The sequence below is a fragment of the Aeromonas sp. CD genome, assembly GCF_033349375.1.
GTDB classification, from domain to species: Bacteria; Pseudomonadota; Gammaproteobacteria; order Enterobacterales; family Aeromonadaceae; genus Aeromonas; species Aeromonas hydrophila.
Genome location: NZ_CP137631.1, coordinates 2,159,908 through 2,182,578, shown reverse-complemented (window position 1 = coordinate 2,182,578; position 22,671 = coordinate 2,159,908). Strand labels below are relative to the sequence as shown.

General features: G+C 56.2%; 26 protein-coding genes and 1 pseudogene. 20 read left to right on the top strand and 7 right to left on the bottom strand.

The window, feature by feature from the left end:
- Positions 1–23: 23 nt before the first annotated feature.
- Entirely contained in the window at positions 24–1,958 is a 1,935-nt protein-coding gene (locus R2E40_RS10265) for an amidohydrolase (RefSeq protein WP_318165402.1), read from the top strand.
- A 42-nt stretch (positions 1,959–2,000) separates the two neighbouring features.
- Here R2E40_RS10265 and R2E40_RS10260 read toward each other — a convergent pair whose 3' ends face one another.
- A complete protein-coding gene (locus R2E40_RS10260; RefSeq protein ID WP_201886240.1) occupies positions 2,001–3,128 on the bottom strand; it encodes an HPP family protein in 1,128 nt (375 codons plus the stop codon).
- Positions 3,129–3,414: 286 nt separating this feature from the next.
- Here R2E40_RS10260 and R2E40_RS10255 point away from each other — a divergent pair, with 286 nt between their 5' ends.
- The gene (locus R2E40_RS10255; RefSeq protein ID WP_318165401.1) at positions 3,415–4,536 is read left to right on the top strand and encodes a glycosyltransferase family 9 protein; all 1,122 of its coding nucleotides are present in this window, start codon (positions 3,415–3,417) and stop codon (positions 4,534–4,536) included.
- Positions 4,537–4,624: 88 nt separating this feature from the next.
- Here the strand turns inward: R2E40_RS10255 and metE are convergent, their stop codons facing one another.
- Complete coding sequence (gene metE / locus R2E40_RS10250; RefSeq protein ID WP_318165400.1) at positions 4,625–6,889, bottom strand: 5-methyltetrahydropteroyltriglutamate--homocysteine S-methyltransferase; 2,265 nt, start codon at positions 6,887–6,889, stop codon at positions 4,625–4,627.
- A 182-nt stretch (positions 6,890–7,071) separates the two neighbouring features.
- Here metE and R2E40_RS10245 point away from each other — a divergent pair, with 182 nt between their 5' ends.
- Positions 7,072–7,992, top strand: a complete 921-nt coding sequence (locus R2E40_RS10245) for a LysR substrate-binding domain-containing protein (protein ID WP_318165399.1) — start codon at positions 7,072–7,074, stop codon at positions 7,990–7,992.
- Between the two features lie 45 nt (positions 7,993–8,037).
- On the opposite strand, the gene R2E40_RS10240 is transcribed toward R2E40_RS10245, so the two are convergent.
- From R2E40_RS10240 to R2E40_RS10230, 3 genes are all read right to left on the bottom strand, one after another.
- On the bottom strand, positions 8,038–8,844 hold the full coding sequence (locus R2E40_RS10240) for a siderophore ferric iron reductase (protein ID WP_318165398.1): 807 nt from the start codon (positions 8,842–8,844) through the stop codon (positions 8,038–8,040).
- A gap of 38 nt (positions 8,845–8,882) precedes the next feature.
- Complete coding sequence (locus R2E40_RS10235) at positions 8,883–11,027, bottom strand: TonB-dependent siderophore receptor (RefSeq protein ID WP_318165397.1); 2,145 nt, start codon at positions 11,025–11,027, stop codon at positions 8,883–8,885.
- 252 nt (positions 11,028–11,279) lie between these two features.
- A complete protein-coding gene (locus R2E40_RS10230; RefSeq protein WP_318165396.1) occupies positions 11,280–12,179 on the bottom strand; it encodes an AraC family transcriptional regulator in 900 nt (299 codons plus the stop codon).
- 274 nt (positions 12,180–12,453) lie between these two features.
- Here R2E40_RS10230 and R2E40_RS10225 point away from each other — a divergent pair, with 274 nt between their 5' ends.
- Complete coding sequence (locus R2E40_RS10225) at positions 12,454–13,194, top strand: SDR family oxidoreductase (RefSeq protein WP_011705821.1); 741 nt, start codon at positions 12,454–12,456, stop codon at positions 13,192–13,194.
- A 105-nt stretch (positions 13,195–13,299) separates the two neighbouring features.
- Here R2E40_RS10225 and R2E40_RS10220 read toward each other — a convergent pair.
- Positions 13,300–13,938, bottom strand: a pseudogene (locus R2E40_RS10220) (substrate binding domain-containing protein); the annotation flags it as partial.
- A gap of 50 nt (positions 13,939–13,988) precedes the next feature.
- On the opposite strand from R2E40_RS10220, the gene R2E40_RS10215 reads away from it, so the two are divergent.
- From R2E40_RS10215 to R2E40_RS10150, 14 genes are all read left to right on the top strand, one after another.
- The gene (locus tag R2E40_RS10215; protein ID WP_318165395.1) at positions 13,989–14,345 is read left to right on the top strand and encodes a hypothetical protein; all 357 of its coding nucleotides are present in this window, start codon (positions 13,989–13,991) and stop codon (positions 14,343–14,345) included.
- A gap of 190 nt (positions 14,346–14,535) precedes the next feature.
- Entirely contained in the window at positions 14,536–14,865 is a 330-nt protein-coding gene (locus R2E40_RS10210; protein WP_318165394.1) for an HNH endonuclease signature motif containing protein, read from the top strand.
- A 16-nt stretch (positions 14,866–14,881) separates the two neighbouring features.
- Positions 14,882–15,097 carry a hypothetical protein gene (locus R2E40_RS10205; protein WP_318165393.1) on the top strand — a complete coding sequence of 72 codons (216 nt, stop codon included), beginning with the start codon at positions 14,882–14,884 and terminating at the stop codon, positions 15,095–15,097.
- Positions 15,066–15,482, top strand: coding sequence for a DUF1353 domain-containing protein (locus R2E40_RS10200; protein WP_318165392.1), 417 nt, complete (start codon positions 15,066–15,068; stop codon positions 15,480–15,482). The genes R2E40_RS10205 and R2E40_RS10200 overlap by 32 nt, the downstream gene beginning before the upstream one ends.
- 198 nt (positions 15,483–15,680) lie before the next feature.
- A complete protein-coding gene (locus R2E40_RS10195) occupies positions 15,681–15,959 on the top strand; it encodes a hypothetical protein (RefSeq protein ID WP_318165391.1) in 279 nt (92 codons plus the stop codon).
- Complete coding sequence (locus R2E40_RS10190) at positions 15,956–16,267, top strand: hypothetical protein (RefSeq protein ID WP_318165390.1); 312 nt, start codon at positions 15,956–15,958, stop codon at positions 16,265–16,267. The genes R2E40_RS10195 and R2E40_RS10190 overlap by 4 nt, the downstream gene beginning before the upstream one ends.
- Positions 16,268–16,278: 11 nt before the next feature.
- Positions 16,279–16,494 carry a hypothetical protein gene (locus R2E40_RS10185; RefSeq protein ID WP_318165389.1) on the top strand — a complete coding sequence of 72 codons (216 nt, stop codon included), beginning with the start codon at positions 16,279–16,281 and terminating at the stop codon, positions 16,492–16,494.
- Between the two features lie 2 nt (positions 16,495–16,496).
- The gene (locus tag R2E40_RS10180) at positions 16,497–16,652 is read left to right on the top strand and encodes a hypothetical protein (RefSeq protein WP_318165388.1); all 156 of its coding nucleotides are present in this window, start codon (positions 16,497–16,499) and stop codon (positions 16,650–16,652) included.
- Between the two features lie 24 nt (positions 16,653–16,676).
- On the top strand, positions 16,677–16,907 hold the full coding sequence (locus tag R2E40_RS10175; RefSeq protein ID WP_289973919.1) for a hypothetical protein: 231 nt from the start codon (positions 16,677–16,679) through the stop codon (positions 16,905–16,907).
- Positions 16,908–17,126: 219 nt separating this feature from the next.
- Positions 17,127–17,351 (top strand): hypothetical protein, encoded by a 225-nt coding sequence (locus R2E40_RS10170; protein ID WP_318165387.1) that lies wholly within the window; start codon positions 17,127–17,129, stop codon positions 17,349–17,351.
- The gene (locus R2E40_RS10165) at positions 17,348–17,773 is read left to right on the top strand and encodes a hypothetical protein (RefSeq protein WP_318165386.1); all 426 of its coding nucleotides are present in this window, start codon (positions 17,348–17,350) and stop codon (positions 17,771–17,773) included. The genes R2E40_RS10170 and R2E40_RS10165 overlap by 4 nt, the downstream gene beginning before the upstream one ends.
- Entirely contained in the window at positions 17,770–18,090 is a 321-nt protein-coding gene (locus R2E40_RS10160; protein WP_318165385.1) for a hypothetical protein, read from the top strand. Before R2E40_RS10165 ends, R2E40_RS10160 begins: the two co-directional genes overlap by 4 nt.
- Positions 18,087–18,539, top strand: coding sequence for a hypothetical protein (locus tag R2E40_RS10155; RefSeq protein WP_318165384.1), 453 nt, complete (start codon positions 18,087–18,089; stop codon positions 18,537–18,539). Before R2E40_RS10160 ends, R2E40_RS10155 begins: the two co-directional genes overlap by 4 nt.
- 512 nt (positions 18,540–19,051) lie before the next feature.
- On the top strand, positions 19,052–19,198 hold the full coding sequence (locus R2E40_RS10150) for a hypothetical protein (protein ID WP_318165383.1): 147 nt from the start codon (positions 19,052–19,054) through the stop codon (positions 19,196–19,198).
- Here R2E40_RS10150 and R2E40_RS10145 read toward each other — a convergent pair.
- Positions 19,193–19,927 (bottom strand): hypothetical protein, encoded by a 735-nt coding sequence (locus R2E40_RS10145; RefSeq protein ID WP_318165382.1) that lies wholly within the window; start codon positions 19,925–19,927, stop codon positions 19,193–19,195. The genes R2E40_RS10150 and R2E40_RS10145 overlap by 6 nt on opposite strands.
- 380 nt (positions 19,928–20,307) lie before the next feature.
- Between R2E40_RS10145 and R2E40_RS10140 the strand changes: the two genes are divergently transcribed.
- Positions 20,308–20,718, top strand: a complete 411-nt coding sequence (locus R2E40_RS10140) for a P27 family phage terminase small subunit (protein WP_318165381.1) — start codon at positions 20,308–20,310, stop codon at positions 20,716–20,718.
- A complete protein-coding gene (locus R2E40_RS10135) occupies positions 20,718–22,565 on the top strand; it encodes a terminase large subunit (protein WP_318165380.1) in 1,848 nt (615 codons plus the stop codon). The genes R2E40_RS10140 and R2E40_RS10135 overlap by 1 nt, the downstream gene beginning before the upstream one ends.
- The last annotated feature ends 106 nt before the right edge of the window (positions 22,566–22,671 follow it).

Sequence of the window (22,671 nt, the reverse complement as noted above, 5' to 3'; positions counted from 1 at the left end):
CAATCATACAAGGAGAGCACGCAATGGATGGCAAACAACACAACCACCGGCGGGGGCTTGTCGCCCTGCTGATGACAGTCCTGCTCGGCGGCTGCCAGCAGGACAACCGCTCGCAGGAACCGACCAGCACCCTCTACTTCAACGGCAAGATTTACACCCAGGACGGCCAGCGCAGCCTGGCCGAGGCCATGGTGGTCGAGGATGGCAAGTTCCGCTACGTCGGCTCGCGCCAGGGGGCCGAATCTTTCATGACCAACGCCACCCGCCAGGTGGATCTGCAGGGGCGCATGGTGCTGCCGGGGCTGCACGACAACCACATCCACCTGCTCGGCACCGTGGCCCTGCCCATGTGCGATCTGGATGGCCAGGCCGTCGATCTCGATCAGCTGGCTGCCAAGGTCAAGGCGTGCCTGCCCCGCTACGCCGGGCAGCCGGGCGAGTGGCTGGTGGTCAATCAGTGGTCCCCTTACGACGGCAATACCCCGACCGCGAGCCATGCCACCCTGCTGGCCGCCCTGGATGCCGTGGCGCCGGACAACCCGGTGGTACTGCTCGGGGCGGACGGTCACGCCAGTGCATACAACTCGCAGGCACTGGCCAGCGCCGAAGATCAGGATGGCAATCAGGTGGGCTTCAACCCCGCCACATTGGCGCCGGGCGGGGTGTTCGAGCGGTTCATCCCCTATGTGGACTTGACCAGCGGCGTCATCCGGGAGGGGGCCCGCAGCGCCATTCCGGTGCCAGACAGCGGGGTGCTGAGCGCCAGCGACGAGCGGGCCGCCGCCCAGTACGAGCAGATCCTGCCGGCCATCGCCACCCTGATGGCCTCGCGCGGCATCACCGGTGTGCAGGATGCCTGCGCCACCGACTTCATCCGCCAGCGCCTGCTCAGCATGCAGGCACGGGGACTGCTGCAGATGCGCATCACCGCCGCCACCTGTTTTCACGAGGATGACTACAGCGGCAAGCTGGACATCGAGGGGCACCTGGCCAAGGCCACTCGGGTCAGAAGCGCCTTTGCCGGCAACCCGCTGATCAAGGCCGATGCGGTCAAGATCTTCCTCGACGGAGTGCTGGAGGGGGATCCCTTCACCACGCCGCCTTTCCTGCCCAACGCCGGCATGCTGGAGAACTACCAGAACCCCCATCTGGCGCTGGATCCGGACAGCGGCCGGGTCACCATCACCACCGACAGCGAAGACGCCGGCAGCAACGGCATCGTCAACTACCGGGAGGCGGATCTGAAGCGCTACGTCACCGCGCTGGACGGGGCGGGTTTTGGCATTCACATGCACAGCATCGGTGATCGCAGCACCCGGGTCGGGCTCGATGCGCTGGCTGCCGCCCGCGCCAGTAACGGCGATCGGGGCATCCCCCACACCCTGGCCCACCTGCAGGTGGTGCACCCGGACGATCAGCGCCGCCTCGGCGAGCTCGGGCTCTACCTCACCTTCACCTACGCCTGGACCACGCCCCAGCTCGCCTACGACATGCTGGTCACCCCCTTCATCCAGCCCACCAGGGCCGGCCAGTCCCTGAGCGAGGCGCTCTACGATCCGCTGGGTTATCTGCAGCAGGCCCTCTATCCGGTCGAGAGCAGCCGCAAGGCGGGCGCCATCCTGGTGGCGGGCAGCGACGCGCCGGTCGACAGCCGAGATCCCCGCCCGTTTGAAAACATGGCCGCCGGCATTGTGCGAGCGGCCGGCAGCGACGATGCATTTCGCGCCAGCCAGCGCATCTCGCTGACCGAGATGCTGGCCGCCTACACCATCAACGGTGCCAGGGCGGTGCGCCAGGGGGAAATCACCGGCTCCATCGAGGCAGGCAAATCCGCCGACTTCATCGTGCTCGACCGGGATCTGTTCGCCCTGGTCGAGGCCGGCACCCCGGAGCAGATTGCCGACACCCGGGTCGAGCAGACCGTGTTTCTGGGCAACACCATCTACCCGACCCCCTGAGCCAAACCGCTGACAACAAAAAGGCCCCGCGAGGGGCCTTTCTTATGGACTGGCCGGCGCGCCGGTTTCACCCTGCGCCGGATGCAGCGCCAGGTTGAACAGCGCTGCCACCATGTCCGACTGGGTCAGGATCCCCACCAACTGCTCGCCATCCACCACCGGCATGTGGTGCAGGCCGCCATCGGAGAAGGCGCCCACCAGATCGTAGAGCGGCTGATAGCGGCGGGCGGTCGACACGTTGCGGGTCATCAGATCCGCGACCCGCAGCTCGGCCAAATCCGCGGCGCCTCGCGGCTGTTGCAGCGCCCGGTCGATCATCAGGTCGTGCAGGGTGATGATGCCGGTCAGCCGGCCGGCCTCGTCCACCACCGGCAGCGCCTTCACCTGATGGTGGGAGAGCAGTTGCCAGGCCGCCATGGCCGGCTGCGGCGCCTCTATCAGGATCAGATCCCGCGACATCACGTCCTGCACCCGCACCGTACCCACCCTGGCCCGCAGGGCGTGCAGCTGGGCCTCCTGCAACAGCGCCTGCAGATCCTGGCGGCTGATGTCGAGCAGCTCGCCGTGCTTTTCCAGTGCAAAGTCGATGTCCGCCGCCTGGGTCGCCACCCGCTCGCTCGGCTGGGGATCGGCGGTCTGGTGGCGGTTGGGCTGGGCCTGACCGCTGTTGGGGTAACGGCGCCCCAGCAGCCGGTTGTAGCAGAGCGCCAGTAGCAGCAACAAGAGCGAATTGAGCAGCACCGGCAGCAGCACATAGCCGACCCCGAGCTGGCGGATCCCCTCGCCACCGATGACCGCGGTCAAGGCCACGGCGCCGCCGGGCGGATGCAGGCTGCGGGTGAGAAACATGGCGGCGATGGCCAGCATCACGGCAAGGGCCGCAGCCAGCGCCGGATCCGCCACCAGGCTGGCACTCAGCACCCCCATCAGCGCCGAGACCCCGTTGCCCACCACGATGGACCAGGGCTGGGCCAGCGGGCTGGCGGGCGCGGCAAACAGCAGCACGGCGGAGGCCCCCATGGGGGCAATCAGCCAATGAACCTCGAGCCCCAGCCCCCACTGACACAAGAGGGCGGTCCCCAACAGCCCGACGAAAGCGCCCAGGGCGCCGTAACAACTCTCTTTGATACTGGTATTGGTGGATACCGGAAAAAAATCCCTGAACTGCATGGGGCTCCTGCGCGGATAACATTTATTTCAAATGCGCAATTTTAACGGCATCCCCTCGCCCAATACCACCGCCAGATGCAGCCAGGCCCCTCTTATTTTGGTGACGCGCGGCCTCATGGGAGTCACACCGCCATCCCTCTGCTCCCCGCGCTCGTCACAAAACTGTGATGCAGCAACAAATTCTTACAAAAAAGCTGCTGACGGCCCCCTTTCCCTCTTCTCTTAACACGCCCTTAAGAATCGCAGTGTCATCTTGAGCTCATCTTCATGCACGGAGCCACTACTTATGAGCACCATCAGAGATGCCCTTCGCCACTTCGACGGTCAGCGCCGCTGCTGGACCGCCGGGCTGGAGCGGGCCGCCCTCGCCTGGCTCGCGCGTCAAGGCCGCCTGCCGGCGAGCAGCCAGCCTCCCCGGCGGATCCTGGTCATTCGCAGTACCTGCCGCATCGGCAACAACCTGTTTCTGCTGCCCTTTTTGCAGAAGGTGCGCAGCGCTCACCCCCACGCCGAGATAGAGCTGGTGTGCAGCGGCGGCCAGCTGCTCCCCTTCCTGGCCGATCTGCAGTTGCAACGCATTCATCCGGTCAAGCTGCAGGGCAAGCGGCTGCTGGCCTCCCTGTCAGTGCTGTGGCGGCTGCGCCGTCAGCACTACGATCGGGTCTACGTGCCCTTTGCCTCCAGCACCGATCACCTGATCGCCGGCTGGGTGAAGGCGCGCGAGAAACTGGGCTTTGATGATGCCAAGGGCGACGCCCTGTTCCCCCAGCCCCTCACCCCCAACCAGCACTGCCATTACGCCCACCAGCCGCTGCAACTGCTCGGCATGCACGGCCATCTCGCCGATCAGATTGAGCTCGGCAGCTTGCTGCACAGCGCCAGCCCACGGCTGGTGGCACTCAGGCAGGACTACCCGGCGCGGCCGCTCATCGGCTTTTTCACCGGGGCCCGCAAGGGCAAGGGACTCTCTCTGCCCCAGTGGCAACGACTGCTCGGGGATCTGCGCCGCCACTACCCCAGCGCCCTGCTGATCCAGCTCGAGGATCCCGCCGATCCCCAGCCCCGGCTCGGGGACGTGCAGGTCTCCCTCTCCAGCCTGAGCGAGCTGGCCCGCTTTGCCGGCGGCCTCTCCCTCTTCGTCAGCGGCGACACCGGGCCGCTGCACCTGGCCGCCGCCAGCGGCGTGCCCTGCCTCGGTCTCTTTACCCAGACCGATCCCGCCCGCTACGGCTGCCTCGGCGCCCAGCACCTCAATCTGGTGATCGGTGATCGCAATACCATCCCCCTCGATCACCACTGGCTGGCCGAGGCGCTGGCAAGGGAGCCCCAGCCGCAGCAGCTGCCGAGCGCCCCCTCGCCCGTCCCAAGCCCGGGGCTTGCCAGCGGCGCGTTTGTCGTCACCCTCTGAGGGGCTTCAAGCGCACAAAAAAAGAGGGAAGGCTTGCGCCTTCCCTCGTTCGTTATGCCCGTACTCTCTTGTTGTTTGCTGATGTTCTTCAGGCCAGTTCGGCACGCAGCGCCTTGGTGGCATCGACCATCACCTTGAGGGCAGCCTCGGTCTCTTCCCAGCCGCGGGTCTTGAGGCCGCAATCCGGGTTGACCCACAGCCGCTCGGCCGGGATCTGCTTGGCCGCCTTGCGCAGCAGGCCTTCAATCCAGCTCTGGCTCGGTACGTTCGGCGAGTGGATGTCGTAGACGCCCGGGCCGATTTCGTTGGGGTAGTTGAAGCGCTCGAACGCTTCGAGCAGCTGCATCTGGCTGCGGCTGGTCTCGATGGTGATCACGTCAGCATCCAGTGCCGCTACCGCCTCGATGATGAGGTTGAAGTCGCTGTAACACATGTGGGTGTGGATCTGGGTGCTGTCCGCCACCGGGCTTGCGCTCAGACGGAAGGCTCGCACCGCCCAGTCGAGATAAGCCTGGTGATCCTGTTTGCGCAGGGGCAAGCCTTCACGGATCGCCGGCTCGTCGATCTGGATGATCTTGATGCCAGCGGCTTCGAGATCTGCCACCTCGTCGCGAATGGCCAGGCCAATCTGCAGGGCGGACTGCTCGCGGCTCACGTCTTCGCGCGGGAAGGACCAGCAGAGGATGGTCACCGGGCCGGTCAGCATGCCCTTGACCGGCTTGTCGGTCAGGCTCTGGGCAAACTTCGTCCACGCCAGGGTCATGGGGGTCGGCCGGTCGATGTCACGGGTGATCACCGGCGGCTTGACGCAGCGCGAGCCATAGCTCTGTACCCAGCCGAAACGGGTGATGGCAAAGCCATCCAGCAGCTCACCGAAATACTCCACCATGTCGTTGCGCTCGGCTTCACCGTGCACCAGCACGTCCAGCCCGATGGCCTCCTGGCGCAGGATGGCATCCTTGATCTGGGCCTGAATGCCCGCCTCATAGGCGCCATCGTCGATGCGACCGGCTCGCCAGTCCTGGCGCAGCACCCGAATTTCCGAGGTCTGCGGGAAGGAGCCGATGGTGGTGGTCGGCAACAGCGGCAGCTTGAGATCCGAGCGCTGCGCCTCGGCCCGCACCGGGTAGGCGCTGTGACGATCGAAATCGCTGTTGGTGAGGCTGGCGAGCCGTGACTGCACCGCCTTCTTGTGCACCCGGCTGTCGGACTCCCGATCCACGATGGGCTGGCTGTAGGCAGTGATCTTGTCCAGCTCACCGCCATTGAGATGGTCAGCCAGCAGCCCCAGCTCGTAGCATTTTTGCAGGGCAAAGGCGAACCAGCTGCGGGTCTGGGCATCCAGCTCCAACTCAAGGGTCAAGTCCACCGGGCTGTGCAGCAAGGAGCAGGAGGAGGCCACCCAGAGCCGCTCGCCAAGCTTATCCTTCAGCGATTTTAGAGTCGGTACCAGCTTGGCCAGGTTGGCACGCCAGACGTTGCGACCGTTGATGACCCCAGCCGAGATGACCCACTGGGCCGGCAGGTGCGGGACTAGCGTCTCCAGCTGCTCGGGCGCCGCCACCAGATCCAGGTGCAGGCCATCCACCTTCAGGCTGGTGATGATGTCGCGCTGATGGGCAACAGAGCCAAAATAGGTGGTGAGCAGCAGCTTGCAGGGGCCGGCCAGACGCTCGTAAGCGTTGAGATAGGCGAGACGCCACTCGTCCGGCAAGTCCAGCGTCAGCGCCGGCTCGTCGATCTGCACCCACTCCACCCCCTGGGCGGCCAGTTTCGCCAGGATCTCCTGATAGACGATGAGCAGGCGATCGAGCAGCTCGAGGCGAGAGAAGCCGCTCTCTTTCTCCTTGCCAAGCCAGAGGTAGGAGACGGGCCCCAGCAGCACCGCCTTGACCGGCAGCCCCAGCGCCTTGGCCTCTTCCACTTCGTCAAACAGCTGGCTCCAGCCCAGTTTGAAGTGCTGGTCGCGGCTGAACTCGGGCACCAGGTAGTGGTAGTTGGTGTTGAACCACTTGGTCATCTCGGCGGCGGCAGCGGCCGGGCCGGTCGGCGCACGGCCACGGGCGACCCGGAACAGGGTATCGAGATCGGTGTCGCCATGACGGTGGCGGGCGGGGATGGCATCCACCAGCAGGCTGGTGCCGAGCACCTGATCGTACCAAGCGAAGTCACCCACCGGCAGCAGGGTCACACCGGCCTGTTGCTGGGCCTGCCAGTGACGCTCACGCAGGCTCTTGCCGGTGGCGATGAGTTCGGCCTGGCTGGTCTCGCCGCGCCAGTAGGATTCGAGGGCAAATTTCAGCTCGCGCTTGGCGCCGATACGGGGAAAGCCCAGGGTGTGTGCGCAGGTCATAGGTTCCATTCCTTATGCTCGTTCATCTGATGGTGAACTGGATGATTTAGCCATCCAGATGTTTACACATCCAAAATGACAAGATAAGGTGGCCTTGGCTATTGAATCCTTTTCAACTGGCTCTCAAGAAATTCTCAAGGCGGGCGCCAAACCGCCGCCCAGGCACAACAAGGAGGGATACCATGGCGGTGTCAAGCAACCCGGGGATCGACATCAAGCACCTGAAAACGGTGAGCGCGCTGGCCGAGCAGGGCTCGCTGGCCGGGGCGGCGCTGACCCTCAACCTTACCCAGTCCGCCCTCTCCCACCAGCTCAAGGAGCTGGAGACCCGCCTCAACCTGGAGCTCTATCTGCGCAAGAGCCGGCCGCTGGTGCTGACCGCGGCCGGCAACCAGCTGCTGGGGCTGGCCCGCCAGGTACTGCCGGCGCTGGCACAGACCGAGAAACAGCTGCAGGCCCTGCACAGCGGTGAGGCCGGTCGCCTTCACCTGGCACTCGATTGCCACAGCTGCATCCAGTGGCTGCTGCCGCTGTTGCCCGATTTTCGCCGCCAGTGGCCGGGAGTGGATCTGGAGGTGGAGTCGGTGCCGGGCTTTGATGCCATCAGCGCCCTGCTCGGCGGCCAACTCGACCTGCTGCTCACCTCGGACGTGCAGGCCCGCGGCGATCTCCACTTCGAGCCGCTGTTCGCCTTCGAGCTGGTGCTGGTGATGGCGCCGGATCACCCCCTCTGTGGGCAGCAGACCATCAAGCCTGAGGATCTGCGCCCCGAGGTGCTGCTGGTCTACCCGGTGGAGCGGGCGCGGATGGACGTGTTCAGCCGCTTCCTGCAGCCGGCCGGCATCGAGCCCGCCCGCTGCAAGCCGGTGGACAACACCTCCGTGATGCAGCAAATGGCCGCCGCCGGCCTGGGCGTCGCCGCCCTGCCGCGCTGGGCCTGCGAGGAGTTTGTCCGTCAGGGGCTGCTCGAGGCGCGCCCGCTCGCCGAGGGGGTGCGCCGCCACATGTATGGCGCGGTGCGGGCCGCCGACCGGGATCAAGCCTGTTTGCAGAGCCTGTTCGAGCGCATTCGCAGCAAGATGGGCGACGTAAAGGCGCAGTAAAAAGCCGCCTTGGGGCGGCTTGTCATCACGCAGGCTTTCTTCTATTCAAGCACTCTCTTCACAGCTCACCGCCCCCTGCCGCCGCGGGCAGTTGGCGCAGAGCTCACCATCGCGGCGCTTGTAGTGCAGGCAGCAGCGCTGGCGCACATAACCGACCAAGCCGGCCGCTGGCGGCCAGGGCGCCGGCTGCCAGCCCGCCAGATGCTCGGCCGGCAGGCCGCAGGCGGCAAGCCAGTGCGGCGCATGGGCCGCCACCTCGGCGGGGCCTATCTCGTCAAAAAACTCGGGTACCCGCACCAGCGCCGCCAGCAGATCGTCCGCCAAGAGCGGGCGCACGAAGCCCGGCCGCAGCCGCTGCGCCTGCCCCAGCGCTGCGAACAGTGCCTGCCAATGGGCCTGCAGCCGCTCGCCCGCCGCCTTGATCAAAAGCTCCAGCTCCCCCTTGATCATGGGCTCGGCCGGCAGGGTAAAGCCCGATACCAGCCCATCCTGATAGCCCTGGCCCAGCCTCTCCAGCGCCGGCACGGCCCGCAGCCGATAGACGGCCACCATGGCAAGATAGATGGATTGCCAGCAGAGCATGCCCCAGCTGCGGGTGAGCCAGTAGGCGGGGCCCGCCTCCGGATGGGCCAGCCGCCAATACTCGTGCAGCACTGCCGCCACCTCGGCCGGCGTGGCCTGTTTGGTCGCCGTCAACTGCGCCGCAGCCTCGCCGGCGGCCACCAGCCGTCCCTTGAGGGACGGGATAAGCCCGGCGGCGGCCGCGAACAGGGCGCCGTGATCCGCCAGCGCCTGCAGATCCGGCTCGCGCCGCGCCCCCGGGGTGCGGGCACGGCGGCCGGCGCCAGTCATGGGGTGAGAGAGTCCCGGGCGCGGCCCGGGACGCAGGGTCAGAATACGTATTTGAGTCGCGCCTCCACGCTGCGTTCTGCGCCGAACCAGCAGTTGTTCTGGTCGTAGCAGGAGTAGTAGGTCTTGTTGAACAGGTTGCTGGCGCTGAGTGACACCTCCGCCCCTTGCAGGCGCTGGCTGAGCTGAGCCAGATCGTAGGAGGCAGCCATGTCCATCAGCAGGTAATCCGGCACTGTGTCGGTGTTGGCGGCATCAAGCTGGGCCTCCCCCACGTAGCGCAAGCCAGCCCCCAGGCGCGCCCCTGCCAGCGGACCGGCTGGCAGGTAGTTGCTCCACAGCGATGCCATTTGCTTGGGCACCCAGACCGGGGTCTTGCCCTGCAGGCTGGTGGTGTCGCGGGTGATCTCCATATCCTGACGGGTATAGCTCAGCGCCAGATCCCAGCGGCTGGTGAGGTCGACGCGCCCCTCCAGCTCGACCCCCTTGGAGACCATCTCGCCGGTCTGCAGCTTGGGCCCGTAGACATTGTCCGGATCCGTCACCAGGGCATTTTGCTTGGTGATGTGGAACGCCGAGAGAGTGGCGGTCTTGCTCATGTCCTCGGAGAGGAACTTGAGCCCCCCCTCCCACTGCCGGCCGGTAGCCGGTTTGAACGCCTGGCCTTGCTTATCCGCTCCCGCCACCGGCTCGAAACTCTCGGCATAGCTCACATAGGGCGAGAGACCGTGATCCAGCTCGTAGAGGGCGCCGAGGCGCAGCGAGAGGTTGTCCTGATCAATCTGGGCCAGGGTGTTGCTCGCCGCCCCCTGATAGAGGGTCCGGCTGTCGGTGTCCATCCGGTAGCGGTCGTAGCGGGCGCCGCCGATGGCCACCAGCCGATCGAGGCGCACCTGATCCTGCAGGTAGAGGCCGCTCTGGTACTGACGGATGGTTCGGTTGTCTTGATAGTTGAAGACCAGGTCTGCCGGCACTATCTGCTGGTGGTTCGGGTTGAAGATGTCGATGACGGGGGCGGCATAGTCGAGGGTATCCCGGTAGAGAATGCGTGCATCCAGATACTGGTAATCGACCCCCAGCAGCAGGTTGTGCTGGGCCTTGCCGGTCTGCACCTTGCCCGCCAGCTGGTTGTCGATGACAAAGCCGCGGGACTCTTCATCGGTCAGGTAGGCGTTGCGGGCCAGGGTGCGGTTATCGGCCGCCAGCGCCGCGTTGTAGGTGTTCTGCTGATTGGCCGAGGCATCCATATAGCGGGCGTTTTGCAGCAACTGCCAGTTGGCGTTGAAGTCGTGGCTCAGCTTGTAGCCGAGCAGGGTCACCTCCCGGCTGTAGTGGTTCCAGTTTTCATCGCCAAGGAAGGTATCGCTGCCCAGCTGGCCCAGCGGGTTGGATTTGACCGAGCCGCTGGCGGGCACCGTGGTGTAGATGCCGGCTTGCGGGTCTTTCTGGTAATAGAGGTTGAGGTTCAGCAGGGTGCGCTCACTCAACTGCCAGTCGAGAGAGGGTGCCAGCACGTAGCGCTCCTCCTCTGAGGTCACCGCCTGGCCCTCTTTCTGACGGGCCAGCCCCACCAGCCGATAGGCAAACTGGTCGTTGAGGGCACCGGTGCTGTCGAGGGTCAGCTCCTTGAGGGTGCCCGTCCCGCTCGCCACGCTGACGCTGTGCCTGCTCTCCCGCTGGGGGCGCTTGGCGATGAGGTTGACCATGCCGCCGGGTGGCATGCTGCCGTAGAGCACGGAGGTGGGCCCCTTGAACACTTCCAGCTGCTCGATGGCCACCGGATCGATCTGGGGCTGCAGGTTCCAGTCGTTGTACTGCAGCAGCAGGCCGTCGTAGAAGTTCTGGTAGTTGTCAAAGCCGCGGATGTTGAACAGATCCAGCCGGTTGACCGCCCCGCCCCGCAGCTCGGTGTTGACGCCAGGCACGTAGCGCAGCGCCTCGCTCACCGAGCTGACGCCGCGCTGTTCCAGGGTGTCCCCCTCCACCACCGAGATGGCCTGGGGCGTCTCCAGGGGGTCGAGCCGGGTCTTGGTCGCGGTGTTGCGATAGGTCTCGCCGAGCACGGTCAGGGTCTCGTCGGCCCGGGTCTGTGTCGGGCGCTCGGTGGCGGCTGCCTGCACAGGGCCAGCCAACAGGGCGGAGATAGTCGCGGCGACCAGGGTCAAAGGGGGGTGAGTGGCGTACATCTGATCCTCGAATGCAATGATTGAATAGTAACAAATCTCATTTGCATTTTATTAGGTCATTTTGCCCTTGAATTAACAATTTGGGGCATGTTGGCGCTGAAGAGAGAGAAAATGCGGCCAGCCTGGCCCCATCCGGCAACCTCAATTGACGGCAGACACGCAGGCGATGTCGAATGGGTAGCAAAGCCTGGCGCAGCAAAAAGGAAAGAGGGATAGCAGCGCCCGGCATCCGCCGGGCAAGAGGTGGTCAGCTCAGAGAGGGGCGACGGGCAGCCAGTACTCCATGCGGGCATCCGGCTGGTTGCCGTCAAAATCGGGGGCATAACGCTCCAGCTCGAAACCGTCCACCCCGCGATAGCCGGAGCTCGGCAGCCAGTGCAGGATGAACCAGTTGAGGGTCTGCCCCAGCTGGCTGACCGGGCCCACGTGACTTAGCACCGCGTAGGTCTGGGCCGGTACCGGGAGGCGCGCCAGACCGACGGACAAGCTGGCCCCCTCCTCCATCATGCTGCCCGCCCAGTAAGGGAGCAACTCGCCGGCGCCACGGACATCCACCACCCCCACCCGCTCCTGCCCGGGTGGCAAACCGCCCGCCGTGCGCAGGGCGCGCCAGATGGCGGGCACCGTTTGCTGAAAGTCGGGGGCGGCGGCAAACAGCCCGCGGATCTGCCCCTTCACCCCGTGCAGGATAAAGCCCGCCTGACTCTCGATCCGCACCTGTACCAGCCTGGCAGGCATGGGTTGCGGCAGCGCGGCCCGCACCAGGGGGGTACGCAGCCCCAACCGCAGACCCCGCTTGCGATAGGCCAGCGGCGAGCAGCCGAACTGCTGCTTGAAGGCGCGGCTGAAACTCACCTCGGAGCCAAAACCGTAACAGAGCGCCAGATCCAGCACCCGCTGGCGACCAGAGAGCAGCGCTTCTGCCGCCTGGCTCAGCTTGAGCTCGCGCACATAGTGGGCCACCGTCAGCCCCGTCTCATGGAGGAACACCCGCTGCAACTGCCAGCGCGACCAGCAGCTCTGCTCCGCCAGCTTGGCCAGCGCCAGCGGCTGATCCAGGTTGGCGTGGATGTAGTCGAGCACCCGCTCGATGCGGGTCAGCTGGCTGTGCGGTTGGGGCACTGCGTCGGGGATGGTAGATAAGCTGGTCATGACGAGATCGGATCTGGCTGTCGGCAAGGCGCTGCGCGCAAGGGCCCCATTAAACATGGCCGCGACCTTGGCGGCAAGCGCTGGCCGCTGCGCTCACCCCGGCCCCCTTGTCCAGGGCCTTGCCCGCCCCTTCGCGCCGGCGCGTCAAGCCAGCTTGGCAGACTGTCACAAAAGTGACGCGTTTGCCTGTCAGATTGTTTGAAAACAAATATATCAATTACCTCAAAAAGCCCATAAAGTCCTCGTTCGAATCTTTTATGCAGGGAGAGCCAAGATGAAGAAAGTTGCCTTGATCACCGGAGCCCGTGGCGGCATCGGATCCGCCATCACCACCGCCTTGCTGGCCCAGGGGTATCGCATTATCGCCACCCACTCCAGCCCCAACGGGGCGGCGGCGCACGACTGGTACGGGGAGCAGGGTTTTCGGCCGGATCAGGTGCGGCTGCTGGCGCTGGACGTCGCCGACACCGCCATGTGCCGCGACACTCTGGGCCGATTGCTGCAGGATGAAGGGCGGGTGGACGTGCTGGTCAACAATGCCGGCATCACCCGGGACGGGGCCTTCAAGCGGATGACCCCGGAGCAGTGGTTCGAGGTGATCCACACCAACCTGTGCAGTCTCTACAACGTGACCCAGCCGCTGTTCGACGCCATGTGCGAGCAGCGCGATGCCCGCATCATCAACATCTCCTCGGTCAATGGTCAGAAGGGACAGTTCGGTCAGGTCAACTACTCGGCCGCCAAGGCGGGCATGCTGGGCTTCACCAAGGCGCTGGCGGCGGAAGGAGCCCGCTTCGGAGTGACGGTCAACGCCATCGCCCCCGGTTATACCGCCACCCCCATGGTGGAGGCGATCCGCACCGACATCCTCGACAGCATCAAGGCCGACATCCCCATGCGCCGACTGGCCAAGCCGGAGGAGATCGCCGCCGCCGTGGTGTTTCTTGCCAGCGAGGCGGGTGCCTATATCACCGGCGAGACCCTGGCCATCAACGGCGGCCTCTACATGAAGTGAGGCCGCCGGGCCTGTTCTCACCGGCCTTGCATCGACAGAGGGCAGCCCGCGGGCTGCCCTCTTTTTTGATCCGGCCAACCGGAACGGCCTTCTTCCTTGCCCGGACTACGGACGTGTCGCCGCGGCCCCCACCGGTTCGGCGAAGTGGCTGCGCAGGGCGGCGATCACCCGGCGCACCTTCTCCGGGATCTCCCGCTGCGGGGTGATGGCGTGGATCTCCATGGGTGGCACCCGAAAGCCCGGCAGCAGTTCCAGCAGGCGACCCGAGGCGAGATCGTCGGCGATCTCCCCCTCCGGCTGCAGCGACACCCCCTGCCCCGCCAGAGTGAACTGGCGCAGCGGCAGCACGTTGTTGCAGACCACCCGCGGCTTGGGCTTGACCCTGTGCCCCTGCCCCTTCTCGTCGAAGAAGGTCAGGCCGCCGCTCAGCATATCGGCGGCCAGCCAGTCGTGCTCCAGCAGCGCCTCCGGGCTGCGCGGGGTGCCCTTGCGCGCCAGATAGGCGGGCGAGGCGCACAGCAACATCCGGGTCTGGCCCAGCTTGCGCGCCACCAAAGTGGAGTCCGAGAGCGTACCGACCCGCAGCGCCACGTCGATGCGCTCGGCAATGAGATCCCGCTTCTCGTCGTCGGCGATGATCTGGATGCACAGTCCGGGGTGGGCCTGCAGCAACGGCGAGAGCGCCCGCGCCAGCGGCTGGCCGGCCATCCCCACCGGGGCGGTGATCCGCACCTCGCTGCACAACACAGTACTACACGGACTAAAACACTACAAATGATTCAAGTGGAGTTTGTATGAGACTGTTTATGAAGTTCAGCGTTCAAAGCCTCGATGTGCCTGTACTGATGGAAGACATGGTGCTGATGGACAGTAAGCGTGATCGGCTCTCACAGCTACAGAGCGCAGTGGATGACTTGATCGCTGTGCTGCACTATGGCGATGGCTGGGCACTGCTCATGGGAGATAACGCTTTAGGTGTTTACCCTTCTTGGCGTGTGCCACGGGACAGCAAACTGTTTAAGTTCATGCCTGAACACACTTACATCAATGGGGCACCTGTTTGCACTGGGCCAGTTCTGCTTGTACATGATGACGGGACTAACTTTGGTGGCTTTACTGAGAAGCAGCTAATGCAGTTGCTTAGGTCATAACGCAAGCAAGTAAACAAGTAACTGAGGCCCTTCGGGGCCTTTTTTGTTGTGTGTAATTCCTTACGCTTATTGCATTAAAGTAAAGGATTATAGTGTATTTTCATGCAATAAGCGTAAGGAAATTGCTTAATAAATGTACAGCATTATACGAAATACCAGCGATCCATAAATACCAAAAAGGAGAGCAACAATGACTGAACAACAAGGCCCATTAGGTCAAGGCCAAAACGACCCATTCTACAACTCAAAAAAATGGCGCGGTATAGCAACTCGCTATTTGATCAAAAATACAATGTGTGTGCATTGCAAAGCAAAGGGCATCTGGCACCCAGCAACTGATGTTGACCACATTATTGAACTGGAAGACAACTGGGATCTTAGATACACCAAGTCAAACTTCCAAGCCCTATGTAAATCCTGCCACAACAGAAAGACCGCAAAAGCTCGCAAAGAGCGCTTGAACGGAAAGGTACTGAGCCCGTCAGACATCATCAACTGGGCAATCAAGAAAAAACAATAATAATAAAAGGACTTTTATGAAAAGTGTACACGTAAATGATTTAAATGGACGGCTTGTTCTGTTCAACAATGAACTTATTCTTATCTCTATCGGAGCAAATAATAACGGCAGCTTGGCGTTTGATTTTATCGATCCATTCACTGATGAAGACATTGCGCTTACTGATGCCGATGCAAGACAACTTCTCTTAGAGCTAATGTATGATCCATTTGCTGGGGGTATCAATGAATAACAACCTCCAATATAAGCAACCTATTGGGTCGTGCTACGCCCAACCTATTCTAATGCCACTGGATGATTTGAATTGGCAGCTGCACGAAGAATACTACGTCTTGAGCGAGCACATGAGTTTCACCATCCCTAAAGGATTTGTGACAGACTTAGCATCAGTGCCCCGCTGCATCTGGAACATTTATCCTCCATTTGGTCTATATACTGGCGCAGCCGTTGCACACGATTACTTGTACCGTACAAAGCAAATGCGAGTGACCCGTAAAGAAGCCGATGCACTATTCAAAGAACAAATGCACAAAGCAGGCGTAGAAAGTTCGCAAGCACAACTAATGTACTTGGCTGTTCGTGCATTTGGTTGGGCATCGTTCAAAGATAGGAAGTGATACCACAAGCGATTCCGTGGGAGAAAGCGTGTAATTGTTATAATAAATAAAGTAGGAGCAATAATTTGCAAAAGGATAAAGATATGTCAGAGAAGACGATTGAGCTTACTTTAATGCTTATGCGTGAAGAGTGGTACAAACAACAACAGATGGAACAAGCAAATATCGAAATGCTAAAAGCGATGATGAGGGGTTGAGATGGACGAGGAGCTGAGCACAGTTACCCAAAGGATGGCGGGTAATCTAGATAAGTTAGAAAAACTTATTATACGTTCAACCTTACAGGTGCGCCGAAGCGTAGCTACGTTTGAATTAGAAAAAGAGGGATACGTAGTTCCTGAAAGTGTCAAAGAAATAATCACAATGGACAGTGATATTTCAAAAGACCAAGATACCATCCGCACAATATTAGATGACAAGACAGGCTTTACCGCCGCAATGTACGGCATAAATTTAGATGAAGAGGAAAATAAATGAATATCGTAACCCAACAATTTACAAAAGAACAATACAAAGCACTTTATGAAGCACAACAACTCGGAGTGCGGTTCGACTGTTGGCTGCTTGCTCCAGGCCAACGTATCAATACACAAGTGCCGCTAGCTGATGAAACTAAGCTGGTAAGTCCGCGACTTACTAAATGTCACCCTGTTATCAACGATACAGCGCACACAATCAACTGCAATGACCGTGTAATCACTGATCCAGAAAAGCTAGGCGTATTGAAAGCTACGATGGTAGAAGCTGGTTCAATTCAATGCTCCCATATCAATAACAACAAATAAGGAAAATAAAAATGGAAGGATTTAAAGCCCCAATCTACGACACTACCGTAATTCAATTTGTCAAAGCTAACGGCGAAGTAATGTTCCTGTTGCGCGGTGAAGATGGCGATTATACCGAAGTAAGCGGCTCATATGGCTTCGAGTGCCCAGAGGCAGAGCAGCAAGCACAATCACTTGAATGGTACGCTAAACGTGTACAACTAGACGCTGAGTATCAACGGAGCTAATTATGAATATCTGGAACTCAATCAAGAAATTCCTAGGTCGCGTAATACAAGATGAGGCAGTAAAATTGGCCGCTAGTGCTGCAAAGGATGCAGCTGAAAAGGTAGCAGTGGACTATATAGAGGACCACTTAAAGGACGAAATAAAACGTCACAAATGATTTTTGTACAAATGGAGATGGGATATGAAGAACAAAATAGCCAACGTTATAACCGCGATCGTAATTATCGCGAGTGCTATTTGTATGGGTTACATAGATAACCAACAAACAAAGCGCATAACAGTACTGGAAGAAATAGTACAAGCACAACAAGAAATTATTTGCCTAAACGCAAACTCATTACCCATCCAATTCCAAGAGCACAAAGAAGCCTGCTACGGCGTTGAAGGTGGTGTGCTGTTACGGCATCAATAAGGAGCAGTAATGAATAAGCAAGTTATAGAGGAGCGCGACAAACGCGCTCTCTGCGCTTTGGAGGGCAAGTGTGGGCAAGCTGCTACAGTGCCTACATGTAGCTATTACGTCAACGGAGAACGCAGGACAGGCCCAGCAGGACGCTTTTACCACCGTTGGCTACACGAACTTAAAAAACAATAACTACATTAGTACAATAACAATAATAAAGAGAGAAGAATGAAAACATTTTCAATCATTACTATGGCCCTTCTGGGTCAAATAACTGCACTGAAACTATTTCAAAGTGTGATGATGTATTATGGTATGTCTTTTGAAGCAACACGCTGGATCATCGGGCCGATTGGCTTTTTTATGATGATCGACCTGTTTTGGTATTTCACTCCAGAAGAAAACAAACAGCAGTTCAAGGATACTTGGCTACCGAAGAAGGATAACAAATGATAGATTTTGAAATTCTAAAACAAACCGCAGTTGTTATTCTGCAAGCAGTGTTTATTACAATGCCAAAGGCGTTAATCAAGTACTCAGTGTATTACGTGCCTTTCTTTGCAATGATAATCGTGCCTGGCTACTTTCTAGGCCCAGGTATGGGCATTGTTGTTACTATGCTTATGATTTTTATTTTGCTTGCTGTGTGCTTCACTTATTGTTGTTTGAAAGATGAAAAAACAATGAAGTACCTAGAAACCTATAAGCTGCCTGATACTTACACCTGTGACGTTGAACAAATAAAGTCGTATCAACACGGCAGATTTATATATTTCCATAAACTCTCAATACTAGATGAAACAGGCAAAGTGCAACTAGAGCTTACTGGAGAAAAAACCAAATTAGATATGTTAAAAAGGAATATGGAACAATGATAGATTTTACTGATTACACCACTTACTTGTATGGCTTTGCTATGATTTTTTGGCTATACATTGGGTACGATGGTTCATATGAGAGACAGGAACGATACAAACCAGAGTACAGACAAACTAAAAAGCAAACAGTTTGGTTCTGTTCGCTTATTACCGTTCTTGTTGGTGCTCTTGGGGCTTCTCATTATGCAGTCGAAAGTACACCAGATACACCACGTCAGTTAGTGTTGCTTGCGTTTTTTTATCTGTACTGCATTTCTACTGAAATAGCTGAATATCGTGGAGCTAAGAAACTAAACAAAGAAGAGGCACAATGAACACCGCTGAGTTAATGACAACAGCAAACATTACACTAACGCCAGTTTCAATGACACGTATTACCAAAGCTGGCGTGTTTACTGTAAGTGCGATTTGCTTAATGAATATACAAGCTAACCATTTCACCGATGCGTTGCACAAGAACATAAAGAAATATACTGAGGCGCTTAGCGCTATTCTAGGCTGCACTGTGCATAGTGAAATGTATAACGGCTCAATTGTTGTTTATGCATTTAATAGAGACTTAGGTGATGATACAAAGTACCTCACTGAATGTTTGCATATCAATATGAACAAAGATACAAACAAAGACCATATCAAAGCAGCCTGTGCAAATGTCTTAAATAAATTACAAAAACTCAAATGCAAAGCTAACCAACTAGATGTTGTGCAATTTGAAACGCTGCTTAATGTGTCTTGGCTGGAGCATTTAAAGAGGCAAGAATGATCTACAAAGTAACACCAACACTAGAGACCAGACAGCGTTGGATTAGAAGAGACCTAGATAGAGCAGCAAAAGGCCCACACTACGTTATGCCAAAGGGCCTAACTAAAGAGGAACAGATCAAATGGTTTAAGGAAGTCGTATGCGGAGGTAAACGTGACACTAAATGAATACAAAGCAGTACTTGCATTTCAACACGCAATACACCCATCTATGCACCCGTGTTATTACTTACGGGCAGGCTTCGATGTACTTGAACAGTTACTATATAAGTACTGGACCGAGCTAGGCTTACCAAAACAACTCTCAATAGCGGAAGCAATAAGAGATTATAATGCTATACCTAATGTGCTTAATCTTGCGCTTGATGATCTGTCAGAAGAAGACCAGTTCACTTATATGTTAGTTGCAGGATATCCAGAATGAATATTACATTATCAGTTGTTGCTGGCTTACCCGCTGCAATTTATATCATATGGTATGTTTGGCCTTTTCTGGGATGATGGAGAATAACAATGAGAATTGAGATAGATGGTAAGTGCGTTTATGTTGTTCCATTTTTAACTCCACAGGATATAGAAAGACAACTCAACTGCACTTACCTTGGCCGCTCAAAGAAAGGCACTATGCGCTTTACAAGAAATAATAAAGAAGCATTATAACTTTCTACCCAATACAACAGACAGTATATGATTTTGCAGTGCCATCAACATACGCAAGTGAATGTGTAGTTTATATATAATGTCCATGCACGGTCTTGGAGACTCCTTATCATGTAGCATGTTTAAGATTCCAATAGCATGTACGTAATCTGTATGAAGCAAATCGACAAGCAATACACGAATGTTTAGCTCTATATCGTTATCGAACCGTAGCATCTTCTCGATGCATTTCTTCTCAATGTTGTTCATTGCTGTCATATATGTAAGCCATGACTTATAAATGTGGATACCATCACCACCAGTAAGCATTAATGGTTTTGCTGCATCAACCAATAACTGCTGACCTTCTTTTGAGCCATACTTTATAAACACATCTAACGGCTCTATATGCTTGCTGTTGAATGCGAAGTCACTTATTAGATCAGCGTATGCTTTAGCTATATCCATAAAAGCATCGCGCATTACTGTACAGTATATTAGCTGCTGCTTCTTGTACTCTGGATACACTGATGTGATGACATAGAAGATGTAACCAGCTACATACGCAAGCAGCAGATCTATACCTGCCGATGCAAGTGCGGCAGCTCCGTTGAATGGCTCTACTAGGTGATTCCACACAAGCGCATTGATCGCGATGACGACGACGCACAGGATAGCCGACACTGTAAGTGCTGTAGACGTTAAACCAAATACACCTCTAATGGCGCGACTCATTCTATAAAGCAGCATAAGGATACCCAATAGTTAAACAGTTGGATGATACCACGTGACACTGCAACCGAACATAGGGGGCTACCTCGAAAATAATTTTGCACGTTGCACATACAGCGAACGCGCAGTGTTTCTTAGACCAACTCGATTTTTCAAAATCATTTCCCCCAGCCACGCAATAGCCCGCAGATTCCACCACGCTATAACAGCATTAAACACCCCCTCCGCAAATTCCTGATATTTGCAATTTTCTCCGTGCATTGACACGGAAAAACCACACATGGTCGAAAATGGCCATATTTCTGCATTTTTCTTAAAGAAAACGTCACTTTCTTAAAAGAAAACGGCGTTATTTCGCTTGTTTTCTACGAATTATAAAAATAATAAAAGGAGCAAACATGACGAAACCCCTCAATATAACCTCAAAAAACGCACTAGGTACACGCTTCCATAAGTTGATTTGTGACGCCCTAGAAGCAAGAGGAGACTCACCAGATGAATTCAATGTGCTTATTACCCTGTTGGCTGCTCGCTTTGTATCATACAAAACCGCGCAAGATGATGTAGATGTAAACGGAGAATGCATTGATCAAGTAGGCGACAAAGGACAAGTACGCAAAGTTATCAACCCTAGTTGTCACGCGAGAGATAAAGCATACAAAGATATCTTTGAAGGGCTAAAGGAACTTGGCCTAACACCTAAATCAAAAGCAGCCCTCCAACTTGAAAACAATGAAGCAAAACTAAAGCGTGAAGAACTGTTAAAAGCCATGCAGTCCCAGCCACAAATTGGCGAGGATGATCTGTAATGGAAATGACATACGAAGATTGGAACGCTTTGCATTATGAGGACTTTGTAAATGACATAAACCTGTTCAAGACCTATGGCATTGATATAGAGAAATACAACTTCAATTTAAAGGACGAAGAGCAAAACCCTAGATGGGTACATCAGTACTGTTATGAGGCGCTTACCAAATACAAAGATGAAACTTGCTTGAACATTAAGCTAGCCGCTGTGCGCCATATCATCGATATGCAACGCGCAAAGACAGAAGGTTTCAATTACAAGTTCAGCAACAATTATGCTTTCAAGATAATTGATTTTTACAAATACCTAAGCCACGTAAAGGGTAAAGCAGGCGCATTTAAATTATTACCGTGGCAACAGTTTATTGTTGGTAGTCTATTTGGCTGGGTGCGTAAGCAGCCAACAGCAGAAGGTCGCGTATTGCGGCGTTTTAGATATGCAGACGTATTCGTGGCACGTAAGAACGGCAAGAGTACGTTAGCGTGCGGCATCGCGCTTTATATGCTGCTTATGGATGGTGAAGTTGGTGCTGATGTTTTCACTTCGGGCCCAACAGGTAGACAAGCCAGGATCGTATTCGATGATACTAGGAAGATGCTTAGACAAAGCGTCCTAAAAGATGTGTTCAATCCTCGAATAATCAATAATGCCATCTATGTTGATGGCTTAAATGCAATGATGGAATACAAGAACAGCAAGCCTGACAACCTAGACGGGATGAATGGGCACCTTATTGTACTTGATGAAATCCATTCATTTAAATCGCCAGAAGTGTATGACGTTATGAAACACAGTATGGCGGCTCGTGAAAACCCTATGTTTTTCGTTATTAGTACCGCAGGAAAATATATTGGCTGTATCGGGCACGAACGCTTCCAGTCAGACGAGCAAATGCTAAAGGGTATCAGTGACCCTACTCTGTCAGAAACACTGTTCTGTGCGCTTTATACCATTGATGCAGGTGATAGCTTTAATAGTATAACTGCGTGGCACAAATCAAATCCTTCTTTACGTTCCGGCGCACGACCATTAGACGAACTACAAGATGAAGCAAACGATGCTGCTAAACGGCCATCAGCTAGGCCCGAATTTATCACCAAGTACTTAAATGTGTTTGTGCAGGGTTCAGATAAATGGCTCCAGTATGATGATATCAGAGCAACCGCAGATAATAGCTTAAAGCTAGAGGACTTTGCTGGGCGTGATGATTTGGACTGTTATATTGGTGTGGATATTGGTTTAGTAGATGACTTGACTGCTATCGGGTATGTGTTTATTGATAAGGATGAAAACATTACTTGCTTCACTAAAGCATTCTTCCCGCATGACAACCTAAGCGAAGCAACCGATACAGCTAAATCGAATTATACCAAATGGCATAATATGAAGGACGGTAGCTTTACGTTGACTAGTGGATGTACTTGTGACTTTGATTTGATTGAGGATGAACTAGTAGATGCTTGCAGGATGTTCAATGTAAAAAGCATAGAACTAGATAAGTATAACGCCTATCAACTACAGCGAAATTTAGAGAAGCGTAGACTACCCGCCAAGCTAACAGGCCAAGGCAAGAAAGATTTGAACGAACCAACTAAATTGTTCGAACGCCTAGTATTGGATCATGAACTCCGTCACTCAGGAAGTGCAGTGCTTGAATGGTGTATGGTTAATTCTTGTATTGAAGTAGATAAGTATAACTTGGTGTCTGTTGTGAAAGAGAACGATCACTCAGAGTTTAAAATTGACTGCGTAAAAGCAATCATCACTGCACTTGCTGGATTTGTGCATCGCGAAGAGAAAACACCTAGGTACAAAAAGGGCGTTGCTCGCGTACTGGATTTGTAGTTGCTTGTGCTTGAAATTCCTTACGCTTATTGCATGAAAGTAAAGGATTATAGTGTATTTTCAAGCAATAAGCGTAAGGAAATCGCTTAATATTTGTACAGCACAA

Coding starts and splice junctions, on each gene's coding strand:
- R2E40_RS10265 (WP_318165402.1), top strand. CDS start 24: ATGGATGGCAAACAACACAACCACCGGCGGGGGCTTGTCGCCCTGCTG.
- R2E40_RS10260 (WP_201886240.1), bottom strand. CDS start 3,128: ATGCAGTTCAGGGATTTTTTTCCGGTATCCACCAATACCAGTATCAAA.
- R2E40_RS10255 (WP_318165401.1), top strand. CDS start 3,415: ATGAGCACCATCAGAGATGCCCTTCGCCACTTCGACGGTCAGCGCCGC.
- metE (WP_318165400.1), bottom strand. CDS start 6,889: ATGACCTGCGCACACACCCTGGGCTTTCCCCGTATCGGCGCCAAGCGC.
- R2E40_RS10245 (WP_318165399.1), top strand. CDS start 7,072: ATGGCGGTGTCAAGCAACCCGGGGATCGACATCAAGCACCTGAAAACG.
- R2E40_RS10240 (WP_318165398.1), bottom strand. CDS start 8,844: ATGACTGGCGCCGGCCGCCGTGCCCGCACCCCGGGGGCGCGGCGCGAG.
- R2E40_RS10235 (WP_318165397.1), bottom strand. CDS start 11,027: ATGTACGCCACTCACCCCCCTTTGACCCTGGTCGCCGCGACTATCTCC.
- R2E40_RS10230 (WP_318165396.1), bottom strand. CDS start 12,179: ATGACCAGCTTATCTACCATCCCCGACGCAGTGCCCCAACCGCACAGC.
- R2E40_RS10225 (WP_011705821.1), top strand. CDS start 12,454: ATGAAGAAAGTTGCCTTGATCACCGGAGCCCGTGGCGGCATCGGATCC.
- R2E40_RS10215 (WP_318165395.1), top strand. CDS start 13,989: ATGAGACTGTTTATGAAGTTCAGCGTTCAAAGCCTCGATGTGCCTGTA.
- R2E40_RS10210 (WP_318165394.1), top strand. CDS start 14,536: ATGACTGAACAACAAGGCCCATTAGGTCAAGGCCAAAACGACCCATTC.
- R2E40_RS10205 (WP_318165393.1), top strand. CDS start 14,882: ATGAAAAGTGTACACGTAAATGATTTAAATGGACGGCTTGTTCTGTTC.
- R2E40_RS10200 (WP_318165392.1), top strand. CDS start 15,066: ATGATCCATTTGCTGGGGGTATCAATGAATAACAACCTCCAATATAAG.
- R2E40_RS10195 (WP_318165391.1), top strand. CDS start 15,681: ATGGACGAGGAGCTGAGCACAGTTACCCAAAGGATGGCGGGTAATCTA.
- R2E40_RS10190 (WP_318165390.1), top strand. CDS start 15,956: ATGAATATCGTAACCCAACAATTTACAAAAGAACAATACAAAGCACTT.
- R2E40_RS10185 (WP_318165389.1), top strand. CDS start 16,279: ATGGAAGGATTTAAAGCCCCAATCTACGACACTACCGTAATTCAATTT.
- R2E40_RS10180 (WP_318165388.1), top strand. CDS start 16,497: ATGAATATCTGGAACTCAATCAAGAAATTCCTAGGTCGCGTAATACAA.
- R2E40_RS10175 (WP_289973919.1), top strand. CDS start 16,677: ATGAAGAACAAAATAGCCAACGTTATAACCGCGATCGTAATTATCGCG.
- R2E40_RS10170 (WP_318165387.1), top strand. CDS start 17,127: ATGAAAACATTTTCAATCATTACTATGGCCCTTCTGGGTCAAATAACT.
- R2E40_RS10165 (WP_318165386.1), top strand. CDS start 17,348: ATGATAGATTTTGAAATTCTAAAACAAACCGCAGTTGTTATTCTGCAA.
- R2E40_RS10160 (WP_318165385.1), top strand. CDS start 17,770: ATGATAGATTTTACTGATTACACCACTTACTTGTATGGCTTTGCTATG.
- R2E40_RS10155 (WP_318165384.1), top strand. CDS start 18,087: ATGAACACCGCTGAGTTAATGACAACAGCAAACATTACACTAACGCCA.
- R2E40_RS10150 (WP_318165383.1), top strand. CDS start 19,052: ATGAGAATTGAGATAGATGGTAAGTGCGTTTATGTTGTTCCATTTTTA.
- R2E40_RS10145 (WP_318165382.1), bottom strand. CDS start 19,927: ATGCTGCTTTATAGAATGAGTCGCGCCATTAGAGGTGTATTTGGTTTA.
- R2E40_RS10140 (WP_318165381.1), top strand. CDS start 20,308: ATGACGAAACCCCTCAATATAACCTCAAAAAACGCACTAGGTACACGC.
- R2E40_RS10135 (WP_318165380.1), top strand. CDS start 20,718: ATGGAAATGACATACGAAGATTGGAACGCTTTGCATTATGAGGACTTT.